Origin of the sequence: Methylobacterium sp. J-077 (assembly GCF_022829365.1) — a bacterium.
GTDB lineage: Bacteria > Pseudomonadota > Alphaproteobacteria > Rhizobiales > Beijerinckiaceae > Methylobacterium.
In genome coordinates this window covers 88,319-110,276 of the sequence record NZ_JAKSYJ010000119.1, presented here as the reverse complement: position 1 = coordinate 110,276, position 21,958 = coordinate 88,319, and the positions used below count along the sequence as shown (strand labels likewise).

The window sequence follows — 21,958 nt, the reverse complement described above, 5'->3', positions numbered from 1 at the left end:
GGCCTCACTCTGGGCAGGACGAGATGAGAGATCCGATCGACGTCTACAACAACGCGCTCGTGCCGATGGTCGTCGAGCAGTCGAGCCGCGGCGAGCGTGCTTTCGACATCTACTCCCGCCTGTTGCGCGAGCGCATCATCTTCCTCACCGGTCCGGTGGAGGATTACGGTGCCTCGCTGATCGTGGCGCAGCTGCTGTTCCTCGAGGCCGAGAACCCCAAGAAGGAAATTTCCTTCTATATCAATTCCCCTGGTGGCGTCGTCACCTCGGGTCTGTCGATCTACGACACGATGCAGTTCATCCGCTGCCCGGTGACGACCCTCTGCGTCGGCCAGGCCGCCTCGATGGGCTCCCTGCTGCTCACGGCCGGCGAGCCCGGGCACCGCTTCGCTCTGCCGAACGCCCGGATCATGGTCCACCAGCCCTCGGGCGGCTTCCAGGGGCAGGCCACCGACATCCTGATCCATGCCCGCGAGATCGAGGCGCTGAAGCGGCGCCTGAACGAGATCTACGTGAAGCATACCGGCCGTGACTACGCAGCCATTGAGAACGCGCTGGAGCGCGACAATTTCATGACCGCGGATGCGGCCAAGGAGTTCGGTCTCATCGACGAGGTCATCCAGAAGCGCCCCGAGCCCGCCGCTGCTTGAGGGTTGCGTCGCCTGACCGCCGTGGCGTGGCCTTGATCCCGCCGCGGCAGCGTGTTTGCATCCGATGACAGGGCCCATCGGTCAAAGACGCGCAGCATACTGTTTCTTTAAGCGGGCCCCCTTACGTTGAAACGATGCGCGTGCGCCCTTAGCCGGCTGCGAACGCGACGAATCGGAGACCGATATGAGCAAGACTGGCGGCAACGACTCCAAGAGCACGCTGTATTGCTCGTTCTGCGGCAAGAGCCAGCACGAGGTCCGCAAGCTGATCGCCGGCCCGACCGTGTTCATCTGCGACGAGTGCGTCGAGCTGTGCATGGATATCATCCGCGAGGAGTCGAAATCCTCGCTGGTGAAGAGCCGCGACGGGGTGCCGACCCCGAAGGAGATCCGGCGGGTCCTCGACGATTACGTCATCGGCCAGGACTTCGCCAAGAAGGTCCTCTCGGTCGCGGTGCACAACCACTACAAGCGGCTCGCGCACGCGACGAAGCACAACGACGTCGAGCTGGCCAAGTCCAACATCATGCTGATCGGGCCGACCGGCTCGGGCAAGACCCTGCTCGCGCAGACGCTGGCCCGGATCCTCGACGTTCCGTTCACCATGGCGGACGCCACGACCCTGACCGAGGCCGGCTATGTCGGCGAGGATGTGGAGAACATCATCCTCAAGCTGCTCCAGGCCTCCGACTACAACGTCGAGCGGGCGCAGCGCGGCATCGTCTACATCGACGAGATCGACAAGATCTCGCGCAAGTCCGACAACCCGTCGATCACCCGCGACGTGTCGGGCGAGGGTGTGCAGCAGGCGCTCCTGAAGATCATGGAGGGCACGGTCGCCTCGGTGCCGCCGCAGGGCGGCCGCAAGCACCCGCAGCAGGAGTTCCTGCAGGTCGACACCACCAACATCCTGTTCATCTGCGGCGGCGCCTTCGCGGGGCTGGAGCGGATCATCTCCCAGCGCGGCAAGGGCACGTCGATCGGCTTCGGCGCGAGCGTGCAGGCCCCGGACGACCGCCGCACCGGCGAGATCTTCCGCTCGGTGGAGCCGGAGGACTTGCTGAAGTTCGGCCTCATCCCCGAGTTCGTCGGCCGCCTGCCGGTGCTTGCGACGCTCGAGGATCTCGACGAGGCGGCGCTGAAGAAGATCCTACAGGAGCCGAAGAACGCCCTGGTGAAGCAGTACCAGCGGCTGTTCGAGATGGAGAACGTCGATCTGACGTTCCAGGACGATGCGCTGTCGCTGGTCGCCCGCAAGGCGATCGAGCGCAAGACCGGCGCCCGTGGCCTGCGGTCGATCCTGGAGACGATCCTGCTCGACACGATGTACGATCTGCCGGGCCTCGAATCCGTGGAGCAGGTCGTGATCGGTCCGGAAGTGGTCGAGGGCAAGTCGCGCCCGCTCTACATCCACGGCGACCGCAACAAGGAAGCGCCCGCCAGCGTGAGCGCGTAAGCGCTTGGTAGGGTTGCATTAAGCGCCCGGCTCCGGCCGGGCGCGCTGCGGGGAACATCTTGAAAACGCTGCCCCCCGCAGCCACCTCAGGCTCATCGCGGTGGCCGCTCGCTCCTTCGAGGAACGGTCCGCGTCGCCAGCCGCAAAGTTCACGACCATCCCGACCCTCGCGGCCCGGTCGGCCCCTGGCAGTCGGTTCGCCCCATCGCCGGGGGGACCGAAGCCGGGCGTCCCTGAGAGGAAGTCCCCCATGACACAGTCGAAATCGCGCCAGCCGGTCGTCCCGGGCTCGACGGGTTCCTACGCCGTTCTCCCCCTGCGCGACATCGTCGTCTTCCCGCACATGATCGTGCCCCTGTTCGTCGGCCGCGAGAAGTCGATCCGCGCCCTCGAAGAAGCCGTGCGCACCGATCGCCACATCCTGCTCGCCACCCAGATCAATGCGGGCGACGACGATCCGGCCACCGATGCGATCTACAAGATCGGCACCCTCGCCTCCGTGCTGCAGCTGCTGAAGCTGCCCGACGGCACCGTGAAGGTGCTGGTCGAGGGCATCGGCCGCGCCAAGGTGACGGGCTTCACCCGCTCCGACGAGTATTACGAGGCCACCGCCGAGGCTCTGCACGACGAGCTTGGCGACCGCGTCGAGGCCGAGGCGCTCGCGCGCTCGGTGCTCTCGGAGTTCGAGAACTACGTCAAGCTCAACAAAAAGATCTCCCCGGAGGTCGTCTCGGCCGTGACCCAGATCGACGAGCCGTCCAAGCTCGCCGATACGATCGGCTCGCACCTGCTGGTCAAGATCTCCGACAAGCAGGGCATCCTGGAGACGCCTACGGTGGCGCAGCGCCTGGAGCGCGTGCTGTCGTTGATGGAGAGCGAGATCTCCGTGCTGCAGGTGGAGAAGCGCATCCGGACCCGCGTCAAGCGGCAGATGGAGAAGACCCAGCGCGAGTACTACCTCAACGAGCAGATGAAGGCGATCCAGAAGGAGCTGGGCGATTCCGAGGATGGCCGCGACGAGCTGGCCGAGCTCGAAGAGAAGATCGAGAAGACCAAGTTCACCAAGGAGGCCCGCGACAAGGCCACCGCCGAGCTGAAGAAGCTCCGCCAGATGTCGCCGATGTCCGCCGAGGCGACGGTGGTGCGCAACTATCTGGACTGGATGCTCGGCATCCCGTGGGGCAAGCGCTCGAAGATCAAGAAGGATCTGCTCGGCGCCCAAGTCCTGCTGGACAACGACCATTTCGGCCTGGACAAGGTCAAGGAGCGGATCGTCGAATACCTCGCCGTGCAGCAGCGCGCGAACAAGCTCACCGGCCCGATCCTGTGCCTCGTCGGCCCCCCCGGCGTCGGCAAGACCTCGCTGGGCAAGTCCATCGCCAAGGCGACGGGTCGCGAGTTCGTGCGCATGTCGCTCGGCGGCGTGCGGGACGAGGCCGAGATCCGCGGTCACCGTCGGACCTATATCGGCTCGATGCCCGGCAAGATCGTCCAGTCGATGCGCAAGGCCAAGACCTCGAACCCGCTCATCCTGCTCGACGAGATCGACAAGATGGGCATGGATTTCCGCGGCGATCCGTCCGCGGCGCTCCTTGAGGTTCTGGATCCGGAGCAGAACGCCACCTTCAACGACCATTACCTGGAGGTGGATTACGACCTCTCGAACGTGATGTTCGTGACCACGGCCAACACCCTCAACATCCCCGGCCCGCTGATGGATCGGATGGAGGTGATCCGCATCGCCGGGTACACCGAGGAGGAGAAGGTCGAGATCGCGCGCAAGCACCTGATCCCGAACGCCCTGAAGAAGCACGGCCTCGGGACGCACGAGTGGTCGATCGACGACGACGGGTTGATGATGCTGGTCCGCCGCTACACGCGGGAAGCCGGCGTCCGCAACCTGGAGCGCGAGCTGTCCAACCTGATCCGCAAGGCGGTGAAGGAGATCCTGATCACCAAGACCAAGTCGGTCGCGGTGAATGTGGATACCCTTCCGGTCTTCCTCGGCCCGCCGAAGTTCCGCTACGGCGAGATCGACGCAGACGATCAGGTCGGCGTGGTCACGGGTCTGGCCTGGACCGAGGTCGGCGGCGAGTTGCTGACGATCGAGGGTGTCATGATGCCCGGCAAGGGCAAGATGACGGTGACGGGCAACCTGAAGGACGTGATGAAGGAGTCGATCTCGGCGGCCGCCTCCTACGTGCGCTCGCGGGCGATCGATTTCGGGATCGAGCCGCCGCTGTTCGAGCGTCGCGACATCCACGTCCACGTTCCGGAAGGGGCGACCCCGAAGGACGGTCCGTCCGCCGGCATCGCCATGGCCACCGCGATCGTCTCGACGCTGACCGGCATCGCGGTGCGCCGCGACATCGCGATGACCGGCGAGGTGACGCTCCGCGGCCGGGTGCTGCCGATCGGCGGTCTCAAGGAGAAGTTGCTCGCGGCGCTGCGCGGCGGCATCAAGACAGTGCTGATCCCCGAGGAGAACGCCAAGGACATCGCCGAGGTGCCCGACAGCGTGAAGAACGGGCTGGAGATCATCCCGGTCTCCCGCATGGATCAGGTGCTGGAGAAGGCCCTGGTGCGCGTGCCGGTCGCCATCGAGTGGGAGGAGCCGCTGCCCGTGGCCAAACCCGCCCGGACGGACGAGGACGGCGCGGCGTTCATCGCTCACTGACCGACCTGTGACGTGACGACATCGGCCTCCGGAGCCTGGCTCCGGGGGCTTTTTTGTGGGGAGAGCCCGGCGATGCGCATCCTGCTGATCAACCCCAACACCAGCCAGGCCGTGACCGATCTCGTGGCCGCCCATGTGCGCCGCCAGATCGGCGACCGGGCCGAGCTGCGGGCGGTGACCGGCCGCTTCGGCGCCCGCTACATCGCGAGCCGGGCGGCTTCGGCCATCGCCGGCCATGCCGCCCTCGACGCCCTGGCGGAACACAGGGATGGGTGCGACGCGGTCTACCTCGCTTGCTTCGGCGATCCCGGCCTCCTCGCCCTGCGGGAATTGTCGCCGGTCCCGGTGGTCGGCATGGCCGAGGCCGCTTGCCGCGAGGCCGCCGCCGGCCGATTCGGCATCGTCACCGGCGGCGCGGCCTGGAAGCCGATGCTCGAGGAATTCGTCGGCACGCTCGGCCTATCCGATCACCTCGCCGCGATCACCACGGTCGCCCCGAGTGGCGGTGAGATCGCGCGGGAGCCGGATCGCGCCCTCGCCGCCCTGGCTCAGGCCTGCCGGGACTGCCACGAAGCCGGCGCGGCCACCGTGATCCTCGGCGGCGCCGGCCTCGCAGGCCTCGCCCAGCGCCTCGCCCCGCAGGTCTCGTGCAAGCTGATCTGCTCGGTGGAAGCCGGCACCCGTGCGGTCCTGGCCGCCGCGGCGGCACCCCCGGCACCGACACCCGGCCCGACCCCGGTGGAAAGTATCGGCCTGGCGCCGGGGCTCGCAAGCCGGCTCGCCGCCTCCTGACCACGCCCCCTTGCCTCGCACCGACCCCATGCCGTAACGATCGGCCGCCGGGCGGTTAGCTCAGTTGGTAGAGCGTCTCCTTTACACGGAGAGGGTCGGCGGTTCGAGCCCGTCACCGCCCACCAGGGAACGGCAATCCTTTGACCGATCTTGCACCCGGCCGACGCCGGGAGCGTTTCGCGGCGGCTCTCGTTGATAGGGCCAGCTTGAAGCAGGCTGGAATTATCCCGGTAGAGGCCCCGCTGCGTCCGACACCGCGCGGCGATACGCTCCCGGTGTCATCCCGAGGGTCCGGCGCATATGGCGCGTGAGATGGGCTTGGTCTGCGAAACCGTATTCCTGCGCGGCAGCGGCGATGGTCTGGCCCGATGCGAGCTGCGTCCGCGCGCGCGCCAAGCGCCGCTCCATCAGGTAGCGGTGCGGCGTCACGCCGAGCGCCTTGCGGAAGGCCAGCACGAGGAAGCCGACCGAGAGGTCCAGTTCGGCCGCCAGTCGGCGATGCATATGCTCTCGTGCATGTGCCGGTCGAGATAGCGATCGACCGCCGCGAGGCGCCTGTCCGTGAGCCAGTCGTGGCTCGGATCTCGACCTCGGAAGAACCAGTCCAGCAGGCAGGCGCAGAGGTGGTCCACCGCCGCCGCACACCCAACGGTGTCGCCGGTCAGCACGGCGAGCCGGATCCGGTACGCGACCGCGACGGCGTCCGCGCCGAACACGTTGGTCACCGGGCGTTGCCCGGCATCGGCATGCCCGATCCGTTCGGGAGGGACGGCCTGGATCACCAGATACTCGCCGCCGCGATCGGACTGGGAATAGACCGGGCAGCCGGGCGGGATCCAGGCGAGACTGTTGATCCGCCGCCGGAACGGTCGCCGGCGCCCGGTGTCGATCGCGTCGATCCCGTGCTGCCCCTCGAACGCAAATCCGAGCGTCGCGGCGACACAGGTTGTGTCGACCACGTAGGCCGCACCGGGCCAGAGTTCCACCCTCGTCCCCGCGACTGCCAGATTGGCGATCTGGGAATGGGCATGCATTCCGTTCAAGACACCCCCAGCGCCCTGCGGGCATTATCGCGCCGACCGAATGAGTCGGCAAGCGAGCGATGAGGCGATGCTGTTCTCCTACGAAGACCTGAAAGCGGCCTGTGGCCGTGTGCATGCCGACATGCGCGCGACGCCCCTGCACCATTGGCCCCAGCTATCCGAGGCGACCGGCGCACAGGTCTGGATCAAGCACGAGAACCACGCACCCACCGGGGCGTTCAAGGTGCGCGGCGGCATCACGTTCATCGATTGGCTGCGGCGCACCCATCCGGGATGCGCCGGCATCGTGACCGCGACGCGCGGCAACCATGGCCAAAGCCAGGCGCGCGCGGCCGTCGCGGCCGGATTGGCCGCAGTCATCTATGTCCCGCACGGCAACGCGCCGGAGAAGAACGACGCCATGCGCGCCTACGGGGCCGACCTGCGCGTCTTCGGCACCGATTTCGACGAGGCCCGCGAGGAAGCGATGCGGGTTGCCGCCCGCGAAGGCCTGTTCCCTGTGCCGCCATTCCACCGCGAACTGGTGCGCGGCGTGGCAACCTACGGCGTCGAGATGTTCGAGGCGAAGCCGGATCTCGAGACCGTCTATGTTCCGATCGGGTGCGGCTCGGGCATCTGCGGCGTGATCGCCGCGCGCGATGCCCTCGGGCTCGGGACGCGGATCGTCGGGGTGGTGTCCGACCAAGCGCAAGGCGCGCTGCTGTCGGTCCGGGCCGGCAGGCCGGTGGCGACCGCCAGTCCGCGGACCTTCGCGGACGGCTTGGCGGTGCGTGTGCCCGTGCCGGAAGCCCTCGCCCTCTACGCCAGGGGCGCGGACGATATCGTGGCGGTCTCGGACCGCGCGATCGCCGAGGCCGTGCGGGTTCTCTATCGCTGCACCCACAACGTCGCGGAAGGCGCGGGTGCGGCCGCGCTGGCGGGATTGCTCAAGGAGCGGGACAGGAACCTCGGCCGAAGCGTCGGCGTGGTTCTCTCCGGCGGCAACCTCGACACCGGCGACTTGGCGGCGATCCTCGCCGGAGCCACGCCAGGCTTGCCGGGTCGCGCGGAGCCGGGACCCGGCGGGCAATGAACCTCACGCACCGGACCGCAGCCGCACTGTCCGCACCGCCCGCACGATCGTGTCGGCGTGGAACTGTTGGACCATGTGGCCGGCGCCGGGCAGCAGCTCGAAGGTCGCCCCTGGGATCATCCGGCTGGCGGGGAGCCCGTGCATCAGCGTGTTCACCACGAGGTCGGCGCTGCCGCACAGGATATGCGTGGGAACGTCGAGCGTCCGGTAGCGCATCGCGCTGCGCGTGAGCCCTGGCCACAGCCGGCCGGCATCCTCGCCTTCGGCGGTGATCTGCGCGGCGCGGCCGGCCAGCGCGAACGGAAAGTTACGGCGAAAGCGCTGCGGCATCGCCTGGGGCAGGAACATCGCGTTCCAGAGCAGCAGCAGCAGGGCCGGATCGCTCGATGCGTGCAGGATCCGGGTCAGGAGATCGCCGCCGAAGGGCAATGCCCGCGGCCCGAACAGCAGGTGCTCCAGGCGCAATTCCGGGAAGCAGACTGGCGCCAGGGCGACGATTCCGGCGATCTCGTCCGGGTAGAGCATCCTGTAGGCCAGGGCGACCGCGCCGCCGAACGAGTGCCCGAGAATCACCGGACGCTTCAAATCCAAGCGCTGGACGGCGTCCCGGATGCGCGCGGCCTGATCCCAGATGTCGGCGCCGCGTCCCCGCGGTCGCAGGCTGAACCCGTGGCCGGGGCGGTCGACGGCGACCACCCGGAAATGCTGGGCCAGGGCCGGCACCGGCCCGAGCCATTGGTCCTCCAGGCACATCAGCGTGCCGTGGATCGCCACGAGGTCGGGGCCCGCCCCCGTCTCGGCATACGCGATGGTCCGGTCGTCGGGCAGGTGGACGAACCGGCGCGGAACGATGCGGGGATCGGCCTGCTCATCCCGCGTCGGCTGGGCCGGCCCCGGGAGGGAGCGCGCGGCGAGGGCCAATTACAGGCGCTTCCTGCGGGCCGGAGCGGTCCCGATCAGCGCCAGGACCGCCACCGCGCCGACCCCGAGCAGACCCGCCGCCGTGGCCAAAGGGTGAAGGCTCGCCCGGGTGTAGGCACTGGTGCGCATGACGTAGACGGGCGGGTCGCCGCGCGTGGCGCCGGCAGAGACCGGCGCGTGCAGGGCGCCGGCCGGGTCGCGGGGCGGGATGCCGCGCTTCTGCATCGCGATGATCGCCGGGGCCAGGTAATCGTAGGCGCCCGGGGCGAATTGCTTGCCGGCGACGAAGGCCTTGCCGGCGCCCCCGACGAAGATGTCGCGCTGCGGGTGCACGGCCGCGTGCAGGATCGCGTTGGCGACCTCCGCGGGCGGGTAGATCGGCGGCGGCAGGCTCGGCTCGCGGTCCATGTAGTTGCGCGCCCGCTGCGGCAGCGGCGTGTCGATCGAGGCCGGCTTGACCAGGGTCACCGAGATCGGCGCATCCTCGACCATCAGTTCCATGCGGAGGGCGTCGGTGAAGCCTTTCACGGCGTGCTTCGAGGCCGCGTACATGCCCTGGAACGGGAAGGCGAGGTCGGAGGCGATGCTGCCGACATTGATCAGCGCGCCGCCCTGCTCGTGCAGGTGCTCCACGGCGACCAGGGACCCATAGATCGTGCCCCAGAGATTGGTCTGGATCAGCCGTTGATGGTCCGCGTCGCTGATCTCGCGCAGGCGGCCGTAGATCGAGGCGCCCGCGACGTTGACCCAGGTGTCGAAGCCGCCGAACGTCGCGATCGCCCGGTCGGCGATTGTCTGGACTTCCGCGCGATTGCCGACATCGGCGACCACGTGAAGCGCCTTGCCGCCGACCCCCTCGATCTCGGCCTGGATCCGCGCCAGGGCCTCACCGCTGCGGGCGGCCAGCACGACCCGGGCGCCGCGCTCCGCCGCCATCCGGGCCGTCGCGAGGCCGATCCCGGACGACGCGCCGGTGATCACCACGACCTGCTCGCTCAGCGGCTTGTGCTTCATCGGTCTTCCCCGTCCGCGTTCACGCTGAGGGGTAGTCGCCCGACGGGCGGCCTGGTTCCGGACCGGCCGGGGGTGATCGGGTCGCAGGCGCTTCGGCCGGCCGTCGCGAGAGTGCGCGACAGAGCATCGACGCGCAGTCTGCCAGGCCCGAGGGCATGACCGACCGGCCGCCCGACTGCCGATCCTGCGGGGATCGCATGACGTACCGGGCTGGTCCTGCGCGCGGGCGTCGTTATCTCTCAGCGGCACATGACACGCTCCGCAGCACCCGGCCCGACCCCTGATGCCGCCGCACAGGCCCCGCGACGGATCCCCTCCGTCGAGCGTCTCGTCGGCGGGGCCCCGGATGACATCCTCGCCGCTTATGGGCGCACGGCCTTCACCGAAGCGGTGCGGGCCATCCTCGCCGGGATCCGCGCGGCGGGCGGCCCGGTGCCGGACGAGGCGGCGATCCGATCCGCGGCGGCCGAATGGCTCGCCGCCGAGCGGCGGCCGTCTCTGCGGCCGGTCTTCAACCTCACCGGCACGGTGCTGCACACCAATCTCGGCCGGGCGCTGCTGCCGCGCTCGGCCGCCGAGGCGGTGGCCGCCGTGATGGTCCAGGCGAGCAACCTCGAATTCGATCTCGCCACCGGCGCCAGGGGCGAGCGCGACGACCACGTCGAGGCCCTGATCTGCCGCCTGACCGGGGCCGAGGCCGCCGTGGTGGTCAACAACAACGCCGCCGCGGTCCTGCTGGTGCTGAACGCGCTCGCCATGCGCAAGGAAGTCGTCGTCTCGCGCGGCGAGCTCGTGGAGATCGGCGGCTCGTTCCGGGTGCCCGACGTGATGGCCCGGGCCGGCTGCCGCCTGCGCGAGGTCGGCACCACCAACCGGACCCATCTGCGCGACTTCGCCGAGGTGCTCGGCCCGCGCACCGGCCTGGTCATGAAGGTGCATCCGAGCAACTACGCGATCACCGGCTTCACCGCGGAGGCGGAGCCGCTGGCGCTCCACGCCCTCTGCCGGGAGCACGGCGTGCCCCTGGCGGAGGATCTCGGCAGCGGCAGCCTCGTCGACCTCGCCGCTTACGGCCTGCCCCCCGAGCCGACCGTCCGGGCCGCCCTGGCGCGGGCCGATGTCGTGACGTTCAGCGGCGACAAGCTGCTCGGTGCGGTCCAGTGCGGGATCGTGGCCGGTCGCAAGGACCTGATCGCCCGGGTGCGCAAGAACCCGCTGAAGCGGGCCCTGCGCGTCGACAAGATGACCTACGCGGCCCTGGAGGCGGTGCTGCGCCTCTACCTCCACCCGGAGCGGCTGCCCGAGGAACTGCCGACCCTGCGCCTGCTCACCCGCACGCGTGCAGCGATCGACGTGCAGGCCCGCGCCATCGCGCAGGCCGTCGCCGCGCGGTTGTCCGGGTGGGCCACGGTCTCGGTGACGGAGTGCATCAGCCAGATCGGCTCCGGAGCACTGCCGGTGGAGACCCTGCCCAGCGCCGCCCTGGTGCTGACTCCGGAGGGGGAGGGCGGGCGCCGCGGCGCCGGGGGCCGCTGCAAGCGCCTCGCCGAACGCCTGCGCGGCCTGCCGGTGCCGGTGATCGGCCGCATCAGCGGCGATGCCATCATGCTCGACCTTCGTACGCTGGAGGACGAATCCGGGTTCTTGAACAGCCTGTCGAACTTGTCATCGCCAGGCGACGGAGCGCCCGGGCGCCGGGGTTGTTGAGAAAGGGCTGGTCGCGCAGGCGTTTGCGCGCGTGGTGAGCATGTTATGCTAGGATGACCAACCCGCGGTCGCGGTGCGAGACAAGCGGCACTCGGACCGCGATGGGCGAGACACATGTCGTATACAGTGGACACGGTCGAGACGGAGCATGTGACGGATCCGCTCCTGCTCGATAACCAGCTTTGCTACGCGCTCTATGCTGCCGCGCATCGGATGACCAAGTCTTACCGGCCGCTTCTGGAGCGTCTCGGCCTGACCTACCCGCAATATCTGGTCCTGCTGGTGCTGTGGGAGCAGGACGGCGTGACGGTCTCGGAGATCGGCCGGCGCTTGCGGCTCGATTCCGGCACGCTCACGCCGGTGCTGAAGCGCCTGGAGAGCGCGGGTTTTCTGGTCCGGACCCGGCGCCAGTCCGACGAGCGCGAGGTCGAGATCGCGCTGACCCAGCAGGGCGCTGCTCTGCGCTCGGAGGCCGTGACGGTGCGCGAGAGCGTGATGTGCCAGCTCGAACTCAGCGAGCCGGAGATCCAGGCCCTGCGCAAGGATCTCGGAATCCTGATCGAGCGGCTGAACGGCAACGGGACCGACTGACGGTTTTCACCGGCGCAGGCGGTTGCCCAGCACGAAGCCGTAGAGACCCATCAGGATGATGCCGACCGCGCCCTCCAGGCCGACCAGCAGGTTGGTGACCCGCCCGGTCGGCTTGAGGCCGATCTCCGGCGGGTTGGCGGTCATCATGTTGAGCGCGCTGTAGCTCATCAGGTCGAGCGGGTTGTAGGTCGGCCCCGCCTCCGGGCCCTCCAGCACGATCAGGCCGCCGGTGAGCCCGTAGAGCCCGGCGAACACCACGATCAGGAGCGCGAAGGCCCGGGCGATGCGCGACAGGCTCTCGCCGTAATCGCACAGCCACTCGACGAAGCGGTCGGCGGTCCAGCGGTAGCCGTGGCGCAGGATCCCGGCCCCGTCGCGCTCGACCCAGGCCTCGCGGGCCTGCCGCCCGGCATGGAAGCGGCCCATCCGGCGGCCGCGCTTGTAGGCCCAGCTCGCCGCATCGTGGCTTCCGATGCTCTTCCAGTTCTGCTCCAGGGCGAGGTAGCTCGCCTGCGCCAGCTCATAGGATCCCGCGACCTCCTCGCCGACGGCGCCGCCGAGCTGCTCGACGCTCATCCGGGTGCCGTTGAGCCAGGCGCCGGCGAAGCGGGCATGCCGCAACCGGCAGGTGGCGAGGTTGAGCCGGACGAGGTCGGTGTCCGAGAGGTCGGCGCCGGACAGGTCGGCGCCGTCGAGCTTCGCCCCGGTGAACTTGGCGCCGCGCAGGCGCGAGCCCGCCAGCGACGCCTTGGTCAGGCTGGCGCCCTCGAAATCGGCATGGGTCAGGTTGGCGTCGGCGAGCTTGGCCTCGTCGAGACGCGCGTCGCGGAACACGGTATCGTCCGCGTCGGCGCCGGAGAAATCCGCGCCCCAGAGGTCGGCTTCGGCGAAGTTCGCCCCGTCCAGAAGTGCGCCCGACAGGTCCGCGAAGCGCATCGCGGCCTGCCCGAAGCGCGCATCCTCCAGCATGGCCGCGGCGAACTTGACCTGACCCGCGACGATGCCGGTGAAATCCGCGCCCGACATGTCCGCCTCGGACAGGTCGGCCTCCTCCAGGATCGCGGCGACGAACCGGGTCGAGCGCCCGACCGCCCCGGTGAGGCTCGCCCGGCGCAGATTCGCCCCGGACAGGTCGGCCTCTTCCATCCGGGCGCGGGACAGGTCCGCCCCCGAGAGCGGAAGGCCGCCGGATTCGGCATCGGCCAGCGCCACCGTGACGAGGGCCGTGCCGCTGGCGTCCACATGCGCGAGGTCGAGGCCCGGCTCGCAGACGGGCGTGCCGGCTGCGATCAGGTCCAAGAGTCCGCGCAGGCGCGGCTCCACGTCTCGGGGTGTGACCTGATCCATCCTGGCTCTTTGCCGGAGAGAACGGCGGCGCGCCAGATCCCTCTGCTCAGGTCGAGGCCGTTACCCGCACGGAGATGGCCTTGGCGGCCGGCGTCTTCGACTGCTCGTCGTGATGCCAGAGCGGCAGCAGGACGTTCAGCTCCGGGTAGTAGCCGCCACAATTCCCCTGCGGGATGTCGTAGGCGATCACCCGCAGGCCGCCGACCCGCCGCGCGACCTGATCGCCGGCCACCGCCTCGACATCGACCGAGCCGCCATCCTTGAGCCCCAGCCGGGTGATGTCCGCCCGGTTCATGAACAGGATCTCGCGCGTGCCCTTCACCCCGCGGAAGCGGTCGTCGTAGCCGTAGACCGTGGTGTTGAACTGGTCGTTCGACCGCAGGGTGATCAGGTCGAGCACCTCCGGGCCGCGCGCCGGCAGGTCGGGATCGGCCTCCAACCACTCGGGCACGGAAAAGTTCGCCTTGCCGGTGTCGGTCTCCCACTTCCGGTCGCGGGCGCCGAGCGGCTTTGTGATCCCGCCGGGCCGGAACATCTGCCCGTTCAGGTCGTGGAACACCTTCGGGTAGGTCGCCTCGATCGCGTCGCGCACCCGGGCGTAATCGGCGACCCAGGCATCCCAGTCGACCCGCGGGTTGTGCGGAAGCGCCGCCTTGGCGATCTCGGCCACGATCCAGGGCTCGGAGCGCACCTCGGGGCCGACCGGATCGGTCACGCCCCGGGAGCCGTGGAACCGCGCGGTGGAATCCTCCATCGAGACCGCCTGCGGGCCGCTAGCCTGCTGATCGATCTCGATCCGGCCGAGACACGGCAGGATGTAGGCGACAGTCCCGTTGACCAGATGGGAGCGGTTGAGCTTGGTCGAGATCTGCACGGTCAGACGCTGGCCGCGCCAGGCCGGCTCCATCCGTCCGGTATCGGGGATCGCGCGCAGGAAATTACCGCCGAGGCTGACGAACGCGCGGACGCTCCCGTCCAGGATGCCCTCGCAGGTCTCGACCGTGTTCAGGCCCTTCTCCCGCGGCGGCTCGAAGCCGTAGAGTTCCTTGAGCTTGTCGAGGGGCGCCAGTTCCGGCTTCTCGGTGATGCCGACCGTGCGCTGGCCCTGGACGTTCGAATGGCCGCGCACCGGGCAGATCCCGGCGCCGGGCTTGCCGATATTGCCGCGCAGCAGCAGGAGGTTCACCAGCATCCGCACGGTCTCGGTGCCCTTGCGGTGCTGGGTCAGGCCCATCCCGTAGATGCCGATCACCGCCTTGGCGCGGGCGTAGGTCGCGGCGGCCGCTTCGAGGGCCGGGCGGGTGAGGCCGGAGCGCCGCTCGATCGCCGCCCAATCCGCGCGATCGCAGAACGCCACGAAATCCTCGAAGCCGTGAGTGTGTTCGGCGATGAAGGCGTGGTCGAGGATGGCGGGGCGGCCGGAAGCCTTGGCCTCCCGGTCCATGGCGAGCAGGATCTTGCACAGGCCGGTGAGCGCCGCGAGGTCGCCGCCGGCCTTCACCTGGTGGTACTGCGTCGAGATCTTGGTCGCCGAGCGCGTCAGCATCTCCACCGGCGATTGCGGGTTGGTGAAGCGTTCGAGCCCGCGCTCGCGCAGCGGGTTGAAGGTGATGATCTGCGCGCCCCGGCGCCGCGCCTCCTGGAGCGGATGGAGCATCCGCGGTGCGTTCGAGCCGACATTTTGGCCGAAGAAGAAGATCAGGTCGGTGGTCTCGAAATCCTCCAGCAGCACCGTGCCGACCGGCGCGCCGATCGATTGCGGCAGCGCCACCGAGGTCGGCTCGTGGCACATGTTCGAGGAATCCGGCAGGTTGTTGTTGCCGTAGAGGCGCGCGAGAAGCGCCCACATGTAGCTCGTCTCCAGCGAGGCCCGGCCGGAGGCGTAGAACACCGTCGATTTCGGGTCAGCTTCGCGCAGGGCCTTCAGCTCCCGCCCGATCTCGGCGAACGCCTCGGCCCAGCAGACAGGCCGGTACCGGTCGGTCTCGGGATCGTAGCGCATGGGATGGGTGAGGCGGCCCTGCTCCTCAAGCGCGTAGTCGCTCCAGCCGAGCAGCTCGGTGACGGTGTGGGCGGCGAAGAAGTCCGGGGTCGCCCGCCGGCGGGTCTGTTCCCAGGCGGTGGCCTTGGCGCCGTTCTCGCAATACTCGAAGGCGAGCGGCTTGGCCGGCTTCGCCCAGGCGCACGAGACGCACATGAACCCGTCCGGCTTGTTCTGCTTCAGCAGCATCGCCGAGCCGGTGACCGGGACGCCCTCGCGAGTCAGGATCTCGACCAGCGAGCGGGCCGAGCCCCAGCCGCCCGCCGGGCTGTCATAGGGTTCGATCCGCACGTCGCCGGTGTTCTGCTCGGTCATGCCGTCCTCCTCCCGGCACAAACATGACCGGACCACGGGGAACGCACGAGGATGCGGGTCGGATCACGGGCGCGTCACCGCGGCGCCCCGAGGGGCGGCCCTCAGGAGACGGCGGCGAGCTTGTCGGCCATGGACTGCTGCTTGTCCCGGCGGGTCGAGAAGATCAGCGTGAAGAAGGTCCGCTCGACGCCGAGCTCGGCGAGCCGGGCCTCGCAGCGTTCGGCCAGGGCGCAGACCTCCGACAGTTCGGCGTCGATGTTGGTGCCGTTGGGATGCATCGTCGCGGTCAGGCCGCTCGCCTCGATGATCGCCTTGATCTCGCGCACGTAGGGCGAGACCGACGGGCCGACGCCCATCGGGACGATGCACAGATCGGCGGATACCTTCATGGCGATGCTTCCCAAGGAGCCCGGGCGCGCCGGATCCGGCAGGGCGCGGGACTCGAACTGGATGGAGGACGCCTGACCGGGCGGGCGATGCGGCGCTTGACCGAGCTGCTCTGGCGCAGGCGTGGAGCGGGTACCGGGAATCGAACCCGGGTATTCAGCTTGGAAGGCTGCTGCTCTACCATTGAGCTACACCCGCGCGGCCGGAGCGTTAGCACGCCGCCTGGCCCGTGAGAAGACGGTCTCAGGCCAGTCCCAGTGCGGCCCGCGCTTCGGCCGGGCTGGCGACGCGGCGGCCGTGGCGGCGGACCGCGTCGGCGGCGAGGCCGACCAGCTCGGCGTTGCTCGCCGCCAGCCGGTCCTTCGTCACCCGGATGTTGTCCTCCAGGCCGGTGCGGACCGCGTCGGCGCCGCGGGCGAGCGCCCAGTCCATCACGATGGCCTGGTTGCGGCCGATCCCGGCGGCGGTCCAGGTCGCCTCGGGCAGGATCCGCAGCGTCTCGGCGAGCAGAATGTCGAGCAGGTGCTCCTCGGCCGGCATCGCATTCTGGACGCCCATCACGAACTGCACGTGCGGGCGCGCGTCGATCAGGCCCGCCTCGATCAGCCGCTTCGCCCCGTGCAGGTGCGACAGGTCGAAGATCTCGATCTCGGGCCGCACGCCATACTGCTTCATCTGGCCCGCGAGGTCGGTCACGAGGCCGGCACCGTTCTCGTACACGATGGTCGGGAAGTTCACCGAGCCGGTGGAGAGCGAGGCCATGTCGGGCCGGTGCTTGAGCGAAAGCCCCCGAGCGGCGGGATCGCGTCCGCGCCCGCCGGTCGAGAACTGCACGATCATCCCGGGACAGTGCTTGCGCAGCCCCTCCTGCACGGCGGCGAATTTTTCGGGGTCCGAGGAGGGGGATTCGTCGTCGTTGCGCACGTGGATATGGGCGAGCGTCGCGCCGGCCTCGAAGGCTTGCTGCGTCGATTCGATCTGCTCGGCCACGGTGACCGGCACGGCCGGATTGTCTTTTTTGCGCGGCACCGAGCCGGTGATCGCCACCGCGATCACCACGGGCGCCTCGCTTCGGGATCCTGCCATCGCGTATCCTCCCTCACATTCCACCTTGCAGGCCCCCGGGATAGCGCCGCGCGCAGCGGAACTGAACCGCTCGGGCGGGGCGGGCGGGGCGTGAAGCGGGACATCTCGGCGCCGGTGACAGGCCGGGCTTGTGTCGAACCGCAGCTTGCCGCACCTCTCGGGCGGCGAGGAACGCGATGATCGACACTGTCCTGGTCCTGAACGGGCCGAACCTGAACCTGCTCGGCAAGCGGCAGCCGGAAATCTACGGGCGCGAGACGCTCGCCGATGTCGAGGCTTTGTGCCGCGAGACCGCCGCCGGCTTCGGGCTCAATGTGGATTTCCGCCAGAGCAATGCCGAGCATGCGCTGATCGACGCGATCCACGCCTTCCGGGTCGAATCCGCCGGCATCGTGATCAATGCCGGCGCCTACACCCACACCTCCGTGGCGATCCTCGACGCGCTCAACACCTGCGAGGTGCCGGTGATCGAGTGCCACATCTCGAACGTCCACCGGCGCGAGGCGTTTCGCCATCATTCCTACGTCTCGCTGGCCGCGACCGCGGTGCTGGCCGGCTTCGGCACGCACGGGTACGCCCTGGCGATCCGGCATCTGGCGGAGCTTCGGGCCAGGGCCGGCGCGGCCTGAGCGGCGGATAGCGACCGCTTCAGGGTTGACGCTGGCGGAGACACGGCGGAGGAGACCGGTCAGGCCTTCCCTATCCTCGCGCACTCTGGACCGTTCCCCGGCGGAGAGTGCCCCCAGCGGAGCGCGCACGCCGCATGACCAGCCCCTTCCTGCCCCTCGACCGGGCCGTCATCGCCCGCGAGGCGGCCAAGATGTTCCTCGAGATCGGGGCCGTCCTCTTCTACAAGGACGAGCCGTTCAAGTTCACCTCCGGCTGGGCCAGCCCGGTCTACACCGACAGCCGCAAGATCATCTCGTATCCACGCCTGCGCGCGACGCTGATGGATTTCGCCACCGCCACGATCGTGCGCGAGATCGGCTACGAGCAGCTGACCCACATCGCGGGCGGCGAGACCGCCGGCATCCCGTTCGCCGCCTGGATCGCCGACCGGCTGATGCTGCCGATGCAGTACATCCGCAAGAAGCCCAAGGGCTTCGGCCGCAACGCCCAGATCGAGGGCGAGATCGTCGAGGGCGCCCGGACGCTGCTGGTCGAGGATCTGGCCACGGACGGGCGCAGCAAGGTCAATTTCGTCAAGGCGCTGCGCGACGCCGGCGCCCAGGTCGATCACTGCTTCGTGCTGTTCTACTACGACATCTTCCCGGACAGCGCGGCGCTGATGCAGGAGATCGGCATCAAGCTCCACGCCCTCACCACGTGGCGGGACGTGCTGGCGGTGGCCAAGGAGATGGGCACCTTCGACCCGAAGACGCTGGCCGAAGTCGAAAGCTTCCTCGACGCGCCGGCCGCGTGGTCCGCGGCCCATGGCGGCATCTCGTCCTTCGGTCAGGGCTGAGGAGTATTCCGCGATGGGCGTTGCCGACCTGTTCCCCACCGAGCGCCAGGCGTCGAAGCCGGTCGACCGGATCACGATCCGCCGGCCGGACGACTGGCACATCCACCTGCGCGACGGCGCGATGCTGAAGGCGGTGCTGCCCTACACGGCGGCGCAGTTCGCCCGGGGCATCATCATGCCGAACCTGGTGCCGCCGGTGACCACGGTGGCGGCCGCCCGCGCCTATCGCGAGCGGATCCTGGCCGCGCTGCCGGAGGGCGTCGACTTCACGCCGCTGATGACCTGCTACCTGCGGGACGATACCGATCCGGACGAGATCGAGCGCGGGTTTGCGGAAAACGTCTGGATCGCAGCCAAGCTCTACCCGGCCGGTGCGACGACGAACTCCCACGCCGGCGTCACCGACCTGATCGGGATCGCGCCCGTTCTGGAGCGGATGGAGCGGATCGGCATGCCGCTGCTGATCCACGGCGAGGCGACCGACCCGGCGATCGACATCTTCGACCGCGAGGCCGCCTTCATGGAGGGCAGCCTGATCCCGCTGCTCGCCCGGCACCAGGGCCTCAAGGTCACCGTCGAGCACGCCACCACGGCCGAGATCCTCGACGTGGTGCGGGAGAACCGAACCCGCGTGGCGGCGACGATCACGCCCCACCACCTCGTCATCAACCGCACCCACATCTTCCAGGGCGGCCTGCGCCCGCACCTCTACTGCCTGCCGGTGGCCAAGCGCGAGCGTCACCGCCTGGCCCTGCGTGCGGCCGCGACCTCGGGCGAGGCCTGCTTCTTCCTCGGCACCGACACCGCCCCGCATGTCCGCGGCGCCAAGGAGGCCTCCTGCGGCTGCGCCGGCGTGTTCTGCGGCCCGACCGCGCTGCAGACCTACGTGCAGGTCTTCGACGAGGAGGGCGCGCTCGACCGGTTCGAGGCCTTCGCGTCGCTCAACGGCGCGCGGTTCCATGGCCTGGAGCCGAATGCTGCGACCGTGACGTTGGAGCGCCGGGACAGCCGCGTCGCCGAGGCGGTGGCCGTGGAGGACACGGCCGTGGTGGTGTTCCGGGGGGATGAGACGCTGCCGTGGGCGGTGACTCCGTAGGCAGGGAAAACGGGCTGCGTTGACCGCACTCAGGGCCGCCGGTTTTGTTTCAGAGGCGCTGCCAAGCCGAGAAAGACGAGGATCGCTCGGTTCATCTGCAACATGTCCTCGTCGTCGAGCCGTCCGATAAGGCCGCCCATCTTGGTCTTCGGAACTGTCGTGATCTTGTCGACCATAAGGCACGATGGCGTGCGCAATCCGTTTCGCTCGGACGGCTGGATCGGAATCCGAAAAAGCGGCGCGTCCTGCGTGTTCGACGTGAAAGCACAGATCGTGATGGAATCCGTCGCATCGAAGCTATCGTCCTGGATGATGACGGTCGGGCGCGGTTTCCCAGCGTAGGTTCTTCCACCCGAAACGGTCCAGATTTCCCCGCGTCTCATTCGTCATTCAAGGCGGAGACGGCATCGATGAAAGTCTGATCTTCACCGTCTCCGGCATTATCGGCAATCGCGAGCGATTGGCGGTGCGCCTCGGCCTTGAAAGCCAGTGTCCTGACGTCAGGAACCCAGATCTGGATGGGTCTCAGCCCCTCAGCGCGGAGTCGCGCACGATAATTGCGCACCTTGATGCGTGTGGATGCGGAGTTTGAGAGAATCGGCACGACTCGCGCGCTCCCTGGAGGTGACATGTAACCTACGCGAAAACTGACGGTTTTCCAACGCGCAGACATTATGTAAGCCAACTACCGATCTGGAGACCTGACCATGCAGGATGAGCGACAGGACGGCATCACCGCGCTCGGCGCCGTGGATCTCGCGGCGGCCATCCGCGGCCGGATCGTCTCCTGCGCCGAGGTGATGCGCGCCTATCTCGAGCGGATCCACCGGCTGAATCCGCGTTACAACGCCATCGTGGCGCTCCAGGACGACGCGACGCTTCTCCACGAAGCCGAGGTGCGGGACGCCGCGCTCGCCCGTGGCGAAGCGGTCGGGCCGCTGCACGGCTTCCCGCTCGCGGTGAAGGATCTCGATGCGGTGCGCGGGCTGCCGTTCACGCAAGGATCGCCGATCTTCGCGGACCGGATCGCGCAAACCGACACGATCATGGTTGCCCGGCTGCGCGCCGCCGGGGCGATCTTCATCGGCAAGACCAACATCCCCGAATTCGGGCTGGGTTCGCACAGCTTCAACCCGGTCTACGGCGCCACCGGCAACGCCTACGATCCGGAGAAGAGCGCCGGCGGATCGAGCGGCGGTGCGGCGGTGGCGGTGGCCCTGAAGCTGCAGCCGGTGGCCGATGGCAGCGATTTCGGCGGCTCGCTGCGCAACCCGCCGGCCTTCAACAACTGTTACGGCCTGCGCCCGAGCTGGGGCCGGATCCCGGTCGAGACCAAGGACGTGTTCAGCCCCAGCCTGTCGGTGCTCGGCGCGGTCGGGCGCAGCCCGGCCGATATCGGCCTGATGCTCTCGGTCCAGGCGGGCTACGATCCGCGCTGCCCGAACACGATCCGCCAGGACCCGTCGGCCTTCGCCGCCCCCCTGGCCCGGGATTTCCGCGGGACCCGGATCGCCTGGCTCGGGGATTTCGACGGCCAGATCCCGTTCGATCCCGGCGTGCTCGAACTCGGCCGCGCCGCGCTCGCCACCTTCGCGGAGATCGGCTGCGTGGTCGAGGAGGCCGCGCCCCGGTTCGACATGGAGCAGCTCTGGCGCGACTTCCTGACCCTGCGGGCCCTGATGGTCGCGCCGGTGCTCCGGCCGCTCTACGACGTGCCCGCCCACCGGGCGCAGATGAAGCCCGAGGCAATCTGGGAGGCCGAGCGCGGCCTCGAACTCACCGTCGACCGGCTCACCGCCGCCCTGGAGAATCGCAGCCGCTGGTACGAGACCCTGCGCCGCTTCATGGACAACTACGATTACCTGGTCATGCCGAGCGCGCAGGTCCTCCCGTTCGACAAGGGCCTGCGCTGGCCCGAACAGGTCGGCGGCCGCCCGATGGATACCTACCACCGGTGGATGCAGATTGTGGTCCCGGTGACCATGTCCGGCCTGCCGGCCCTCGATGTCCCGGCGGGCTTCGGGGAGGCCGGCCTGCCGACCGGCATCCAGATCGTCGCCCGCAACCACGGCGAACTCGCCTGTCTTCAGCTCGGCGCCGCCTACGACGCCGCGAGCAACTGGGTCCGCCGCCGGCCGCCGCCCCTGCACTGAGCGCGCCCGTTCCTCGAAGAACGCGTTGACCGGCCCTCGGGGCTCCGGTATGAGGCTCTACACTTCACGCGCGAATGGCCTGAATCCGATCCCGGATTCGTCGAGCGCCGCGGAGCAGGCTCGGATATCCGATGAACGCGGTTCT

The 21,958-nt window shown here is 69.0% G+C and carries 21 protein-coding genes and 2 tRNA genes; 12 read left to right on the top strand and 11 right to left on the bottom strand.

From position 1 onward, the window contains the following. Positions 1–23 precede the first annotated feature (23 nt). From MKL11_RS13505 to MKL11_RS13485, 5 genes are all read left to right on the top strand, one after another. Positions 24–650, top strand: a complete 627-nt coding sequence (locus MKL11_RS13505) for an ATP-dependent Clp protease proteolytic subunit (protein WP_007567155.1) — start codon at positions 24–26, stop codon at positions 648–650. 184 nt (positions 651–834) lie between these two features. Beyond that, positions 835–2,106 (top strand): ATP-dependent Clp protease ATP-binding subunit ClpX, encoded by a 1,272-nt coding sequence (gene clpX / locus MKL11_RS13500; RefSeq protein WP_007567156.1) that lies wholly within the window; start codon positions 835–837, stop codon positions 2,104–2,106. Between the two features lie 250 nt (positions 2,107–2,356). Further along, on the top strand, positions 2,357–4,783 hold the full coding sequence (lon, locus tag MKL11_RS13495; protein ID WP_243944254.1) for an endopeptidase La: 2,427 nt from the start codon (positions 2,357–2,359) through the stop codon (positions 4,781–4,783). 72 nt (positions 4,784–4,855) lie between these two features. Next, a complete protein-coding gene (locus MKL11_RS13490) occupies positions 4,856–5,575 on the top strand; it encodes an aspartate/glutamate racemase family protein (RefSeq protein ID WP_243944252.1) in 720 nt (239 codons plus the stop codon). Between the two features lie 49 nt (positions 5,576–5,624). Then, positions 5,625–5,700 (top strand) — tRNA-Val (locus MKL11_RS13485). A gap of 97 nt (positions 5,701–5,797) precedes the next feature. Here the strand turns inward: MKL11_RS13485 and MKL11_RS13480 are convergent. Both MKL11_RS13480 and MKL11_RS13475 read right to left on the bottom strand, forming a co-directional pair. After that, entirely contained in the window at positions 5,798–6,079 is a 282-nt protein-coding gene (locus MKL11_RS13480; RefSeq protein WP_243944250.1) for a helix-turn-helix transcriptional regulator, read from the bottom strand. Next, the gene (locus tag MKL11_RS13475; RefSeq protein ID WP_243944248.1) at positions 6,001–6,561 is read right to left on the bottom strand and encodes a hypothetical protein; all 561 of its coding nucleotides are present in this window, start codon (positions 6,559–6,561) and stop codon (positions 6,001–6,003) included. The genes MKL11_RS13480 and MKL11_RS13475 overlap by 79 nt, the downstream gene beginning before the upstream one ends. 124 nt (positions 6,562–6,685) lie before the next feature. Between MKL11_RS13475 and MKL11_RS13470 the strand changes: the two genes are divergently transcribed. Beyond that, entirely contained in the window at positions 6,686–7,690 is a 1,005-nt protein-coding gene (locus MKL11_RS13470; protein WP_243944246.1) for a threonine dehydratase, read from the top strand. 3 nt (positions 7,691–7,693) lie between these two features. On the opposite strand, the gene MKL11_RS13465 is transcribed toward MKL11_RS13470, so the two are convergent. Then, positions 7,694–8,611 (bottom strand): alpha/beta fold hydrolase, encoded by a 918-nt coding sequence (locus MKL11_RS13465; protein ID WP_243944244.1) that lies wholly within the window; start codon positions 8,609–8,611, stop codon positions 7,694–7,696. After that, positions 8,612–9,625 (bottom strand): SDR family oxidoreductase, encoded by a 1,014-nt coding sequence (locus MKL11_RS13460; RefSeq protein WP_243944242.1) that lies wholly within the window; start codon positions 9,623–9,625, stop codon positions 8,612–8,614. 249 nt (positions 9,626–9,874) lie between these two features. On the opposite strand from MKL11_RS13460, the gene selA reads away from it, so the two are divergent. Both selA and MKL11_RS13450 read left to right on the top strand, forming a co-directional pair. Beyond that, the gene (gene selA, locus MKL11_RS13455) at positions 9,875–11,332 is read left to right on the top strand and encodes an L-seryl-tRNA(Sec) selenium transferase (RefSeq protein ID WP_243944240.1); all 1,458 of its coding nucleotides are present in this window, start codon (positions 9,875–9,877) and stop codon (positions 11,330–11,332) included. A gap of 114 nt (positions 11,333–11,446) precedes the next feature. Then, the gene (locus tag MKL11_RS13450) at positions 11,447–11,923 is read left to right on the top strand and encodes a MarR family winged helix-turn-helix transcriptional regulator (protein ID WP_243944237.1); all 477 of its coding nucleotides are present in this window, start codon (positions 11,447–11,449) and stop codon (positions 11,921–11,923) included. 6 nt (positions 11,924–11,929) lie between these two features. Here MKL11_RS13450 and MKL11_RS13445 read toward each other — a convergent pair whose 3' ends face one another. From MKL11_RS13445 to MKL11_RS13425, 5 genes are all read right to left on the bottom strand, one after another. Further along, positions 11,930–13,270 (bottom strand): pentapeptide repeat-containing protein, encoded by a 1,341-nt coding sequence (locus tag MKL11_RS13445; RefSeq protein WP_243944236.1) that lies wholly within the window; start codon positions 13,268–13,270, stop codon positions 11,930–11,932. Positions 13,271–13,316: 46 nt separating this feature from the next. Continuing rightward, entirely contained in the window at positions 13,317–15,626 is a 2,310-nt protein-coding gene (locus tag MKL11_RS13440; protein WP_243944233.1) for an FdhF/YdeP family oxidoreductase, read from the bottom strand. A gap of 101 nt (positions 15,627–15,727) precedes the next feature. Further along, entirely contained in the window at positions 15,728–16,015 is a 288-nt protein-coding gene (locus tag MKL11_RS13435; RefSeq protein WP_243944222.1) for an MTH1187 family thiamine-binding protein, read from the bottom strand. A 122-nt stretch (positions 16,016–16,137) separates the two neighbouring features. Continuing rightward, a tRNA-Gly gene (locus MKL11_RS13430) sits at positions 16,138–16,211 on the bottom strand. Positions 16,212–16,256: 45 nt separating this feature from the next. After that, on the bottom strand, positions 16,257–17,099 hold the full coding sequence (locus MKL11_RS13425) for a 3-keto-5-aminohexanoate cleavage protein (protein ID WP_243944219.1): 843 nt from the start codon (positions 17,097–17,099) through the stop codon (positions 16,257–16,259). Between the two features lie 176 nt (positions 17,100–17,275). Between MKL11_RS13425 and aroQ the strand changes: the two genes are divergently transcribed. From aroQ to pyrC, 3 genes are all read left to right on the top strand, one after another. Beyond that, positions 17,276–17,728, top strand: coding sequence for a type II 3-dehydroquinate dehydratase (aroQ, locus tag MKL11_RS13420; RefSeq protein WP_243944217.1), 453 nt, complete (start codon positions 17,276–17,278; stop codon positions 17,726–17,728). Between the two features lie 134 nt (positions 17,729–17,862). After that, positions 17,863–18,564 (top strand): orotate phosphoribosyltransferase, encoded by a 702-nt coding sequence (locus MKL11_RS13415; protein WP_243944215.1) that lies wholly within the window; start codon positions 17,863–17,865, stop codon positions 18,562–18,564. Between the two features lie 13 nt (positions 18,565–18,577). After that, entirely contained in the window at positions 18,578–19,660 is a 1,083-nt protein-coding gene (gene pyrC / locus MKL11_RS13410; protein WP_243944210.1) for a dihydroorotase, read from the top strand. Between the two features lie 29 nt (positions 19,661–19,689). Here pyrC and MKL11_RS13405 read toward each other — a convergent pair whose 3' ends face one another. Both MKL11_RS13405 and MKL11_RS13400 read right to left on the bottom strand, forming a co-directional pair. Further along, positions 19,690–20,043, bottom strand: a complete 354-nt coding sequence (locus MKL11_RS13405) for a type II toxin-antitoxin system PemK/MazF family toxin (protein WP_243944209.1) — start codon at positions 20,041–20,043, stop codon at positions 19,690–19,692. Next, the gene (locus MKL11_RS13400) at positions 20,040–20,264 is read right to left on the bottom strand and encodes an antitoxin MazE family protein (protein WP_243944208.1); all 225 of its coding nucleotides are present in this window, start codon (positions 20,262–20,264) and stop codon (positions 20,040–20,042) included. Before MKL11_RS13400 ends, MKL11_RS13405 begins: the two co-directional genes overlap by 4 nt. Positions 20,265–20,367: 103 nt before the next feature. Between MKL11_RS13400 and MKL11_RS13395 the strand changes: the two genes are divergently transcribed. Next, the gene (locus MKL11_RS13395) at positions 20,368–21,813 is read left to right on the top strand and encodes an amidase (protein WP_243944207.1); all 1,446 of its coding nucleotides are present in this window, start codon (positions 20,368–20,370) and stop codon (positions 21,811–21,813) included. Positions 21,814–21,958: the final 145 nt, after the last annotated feature.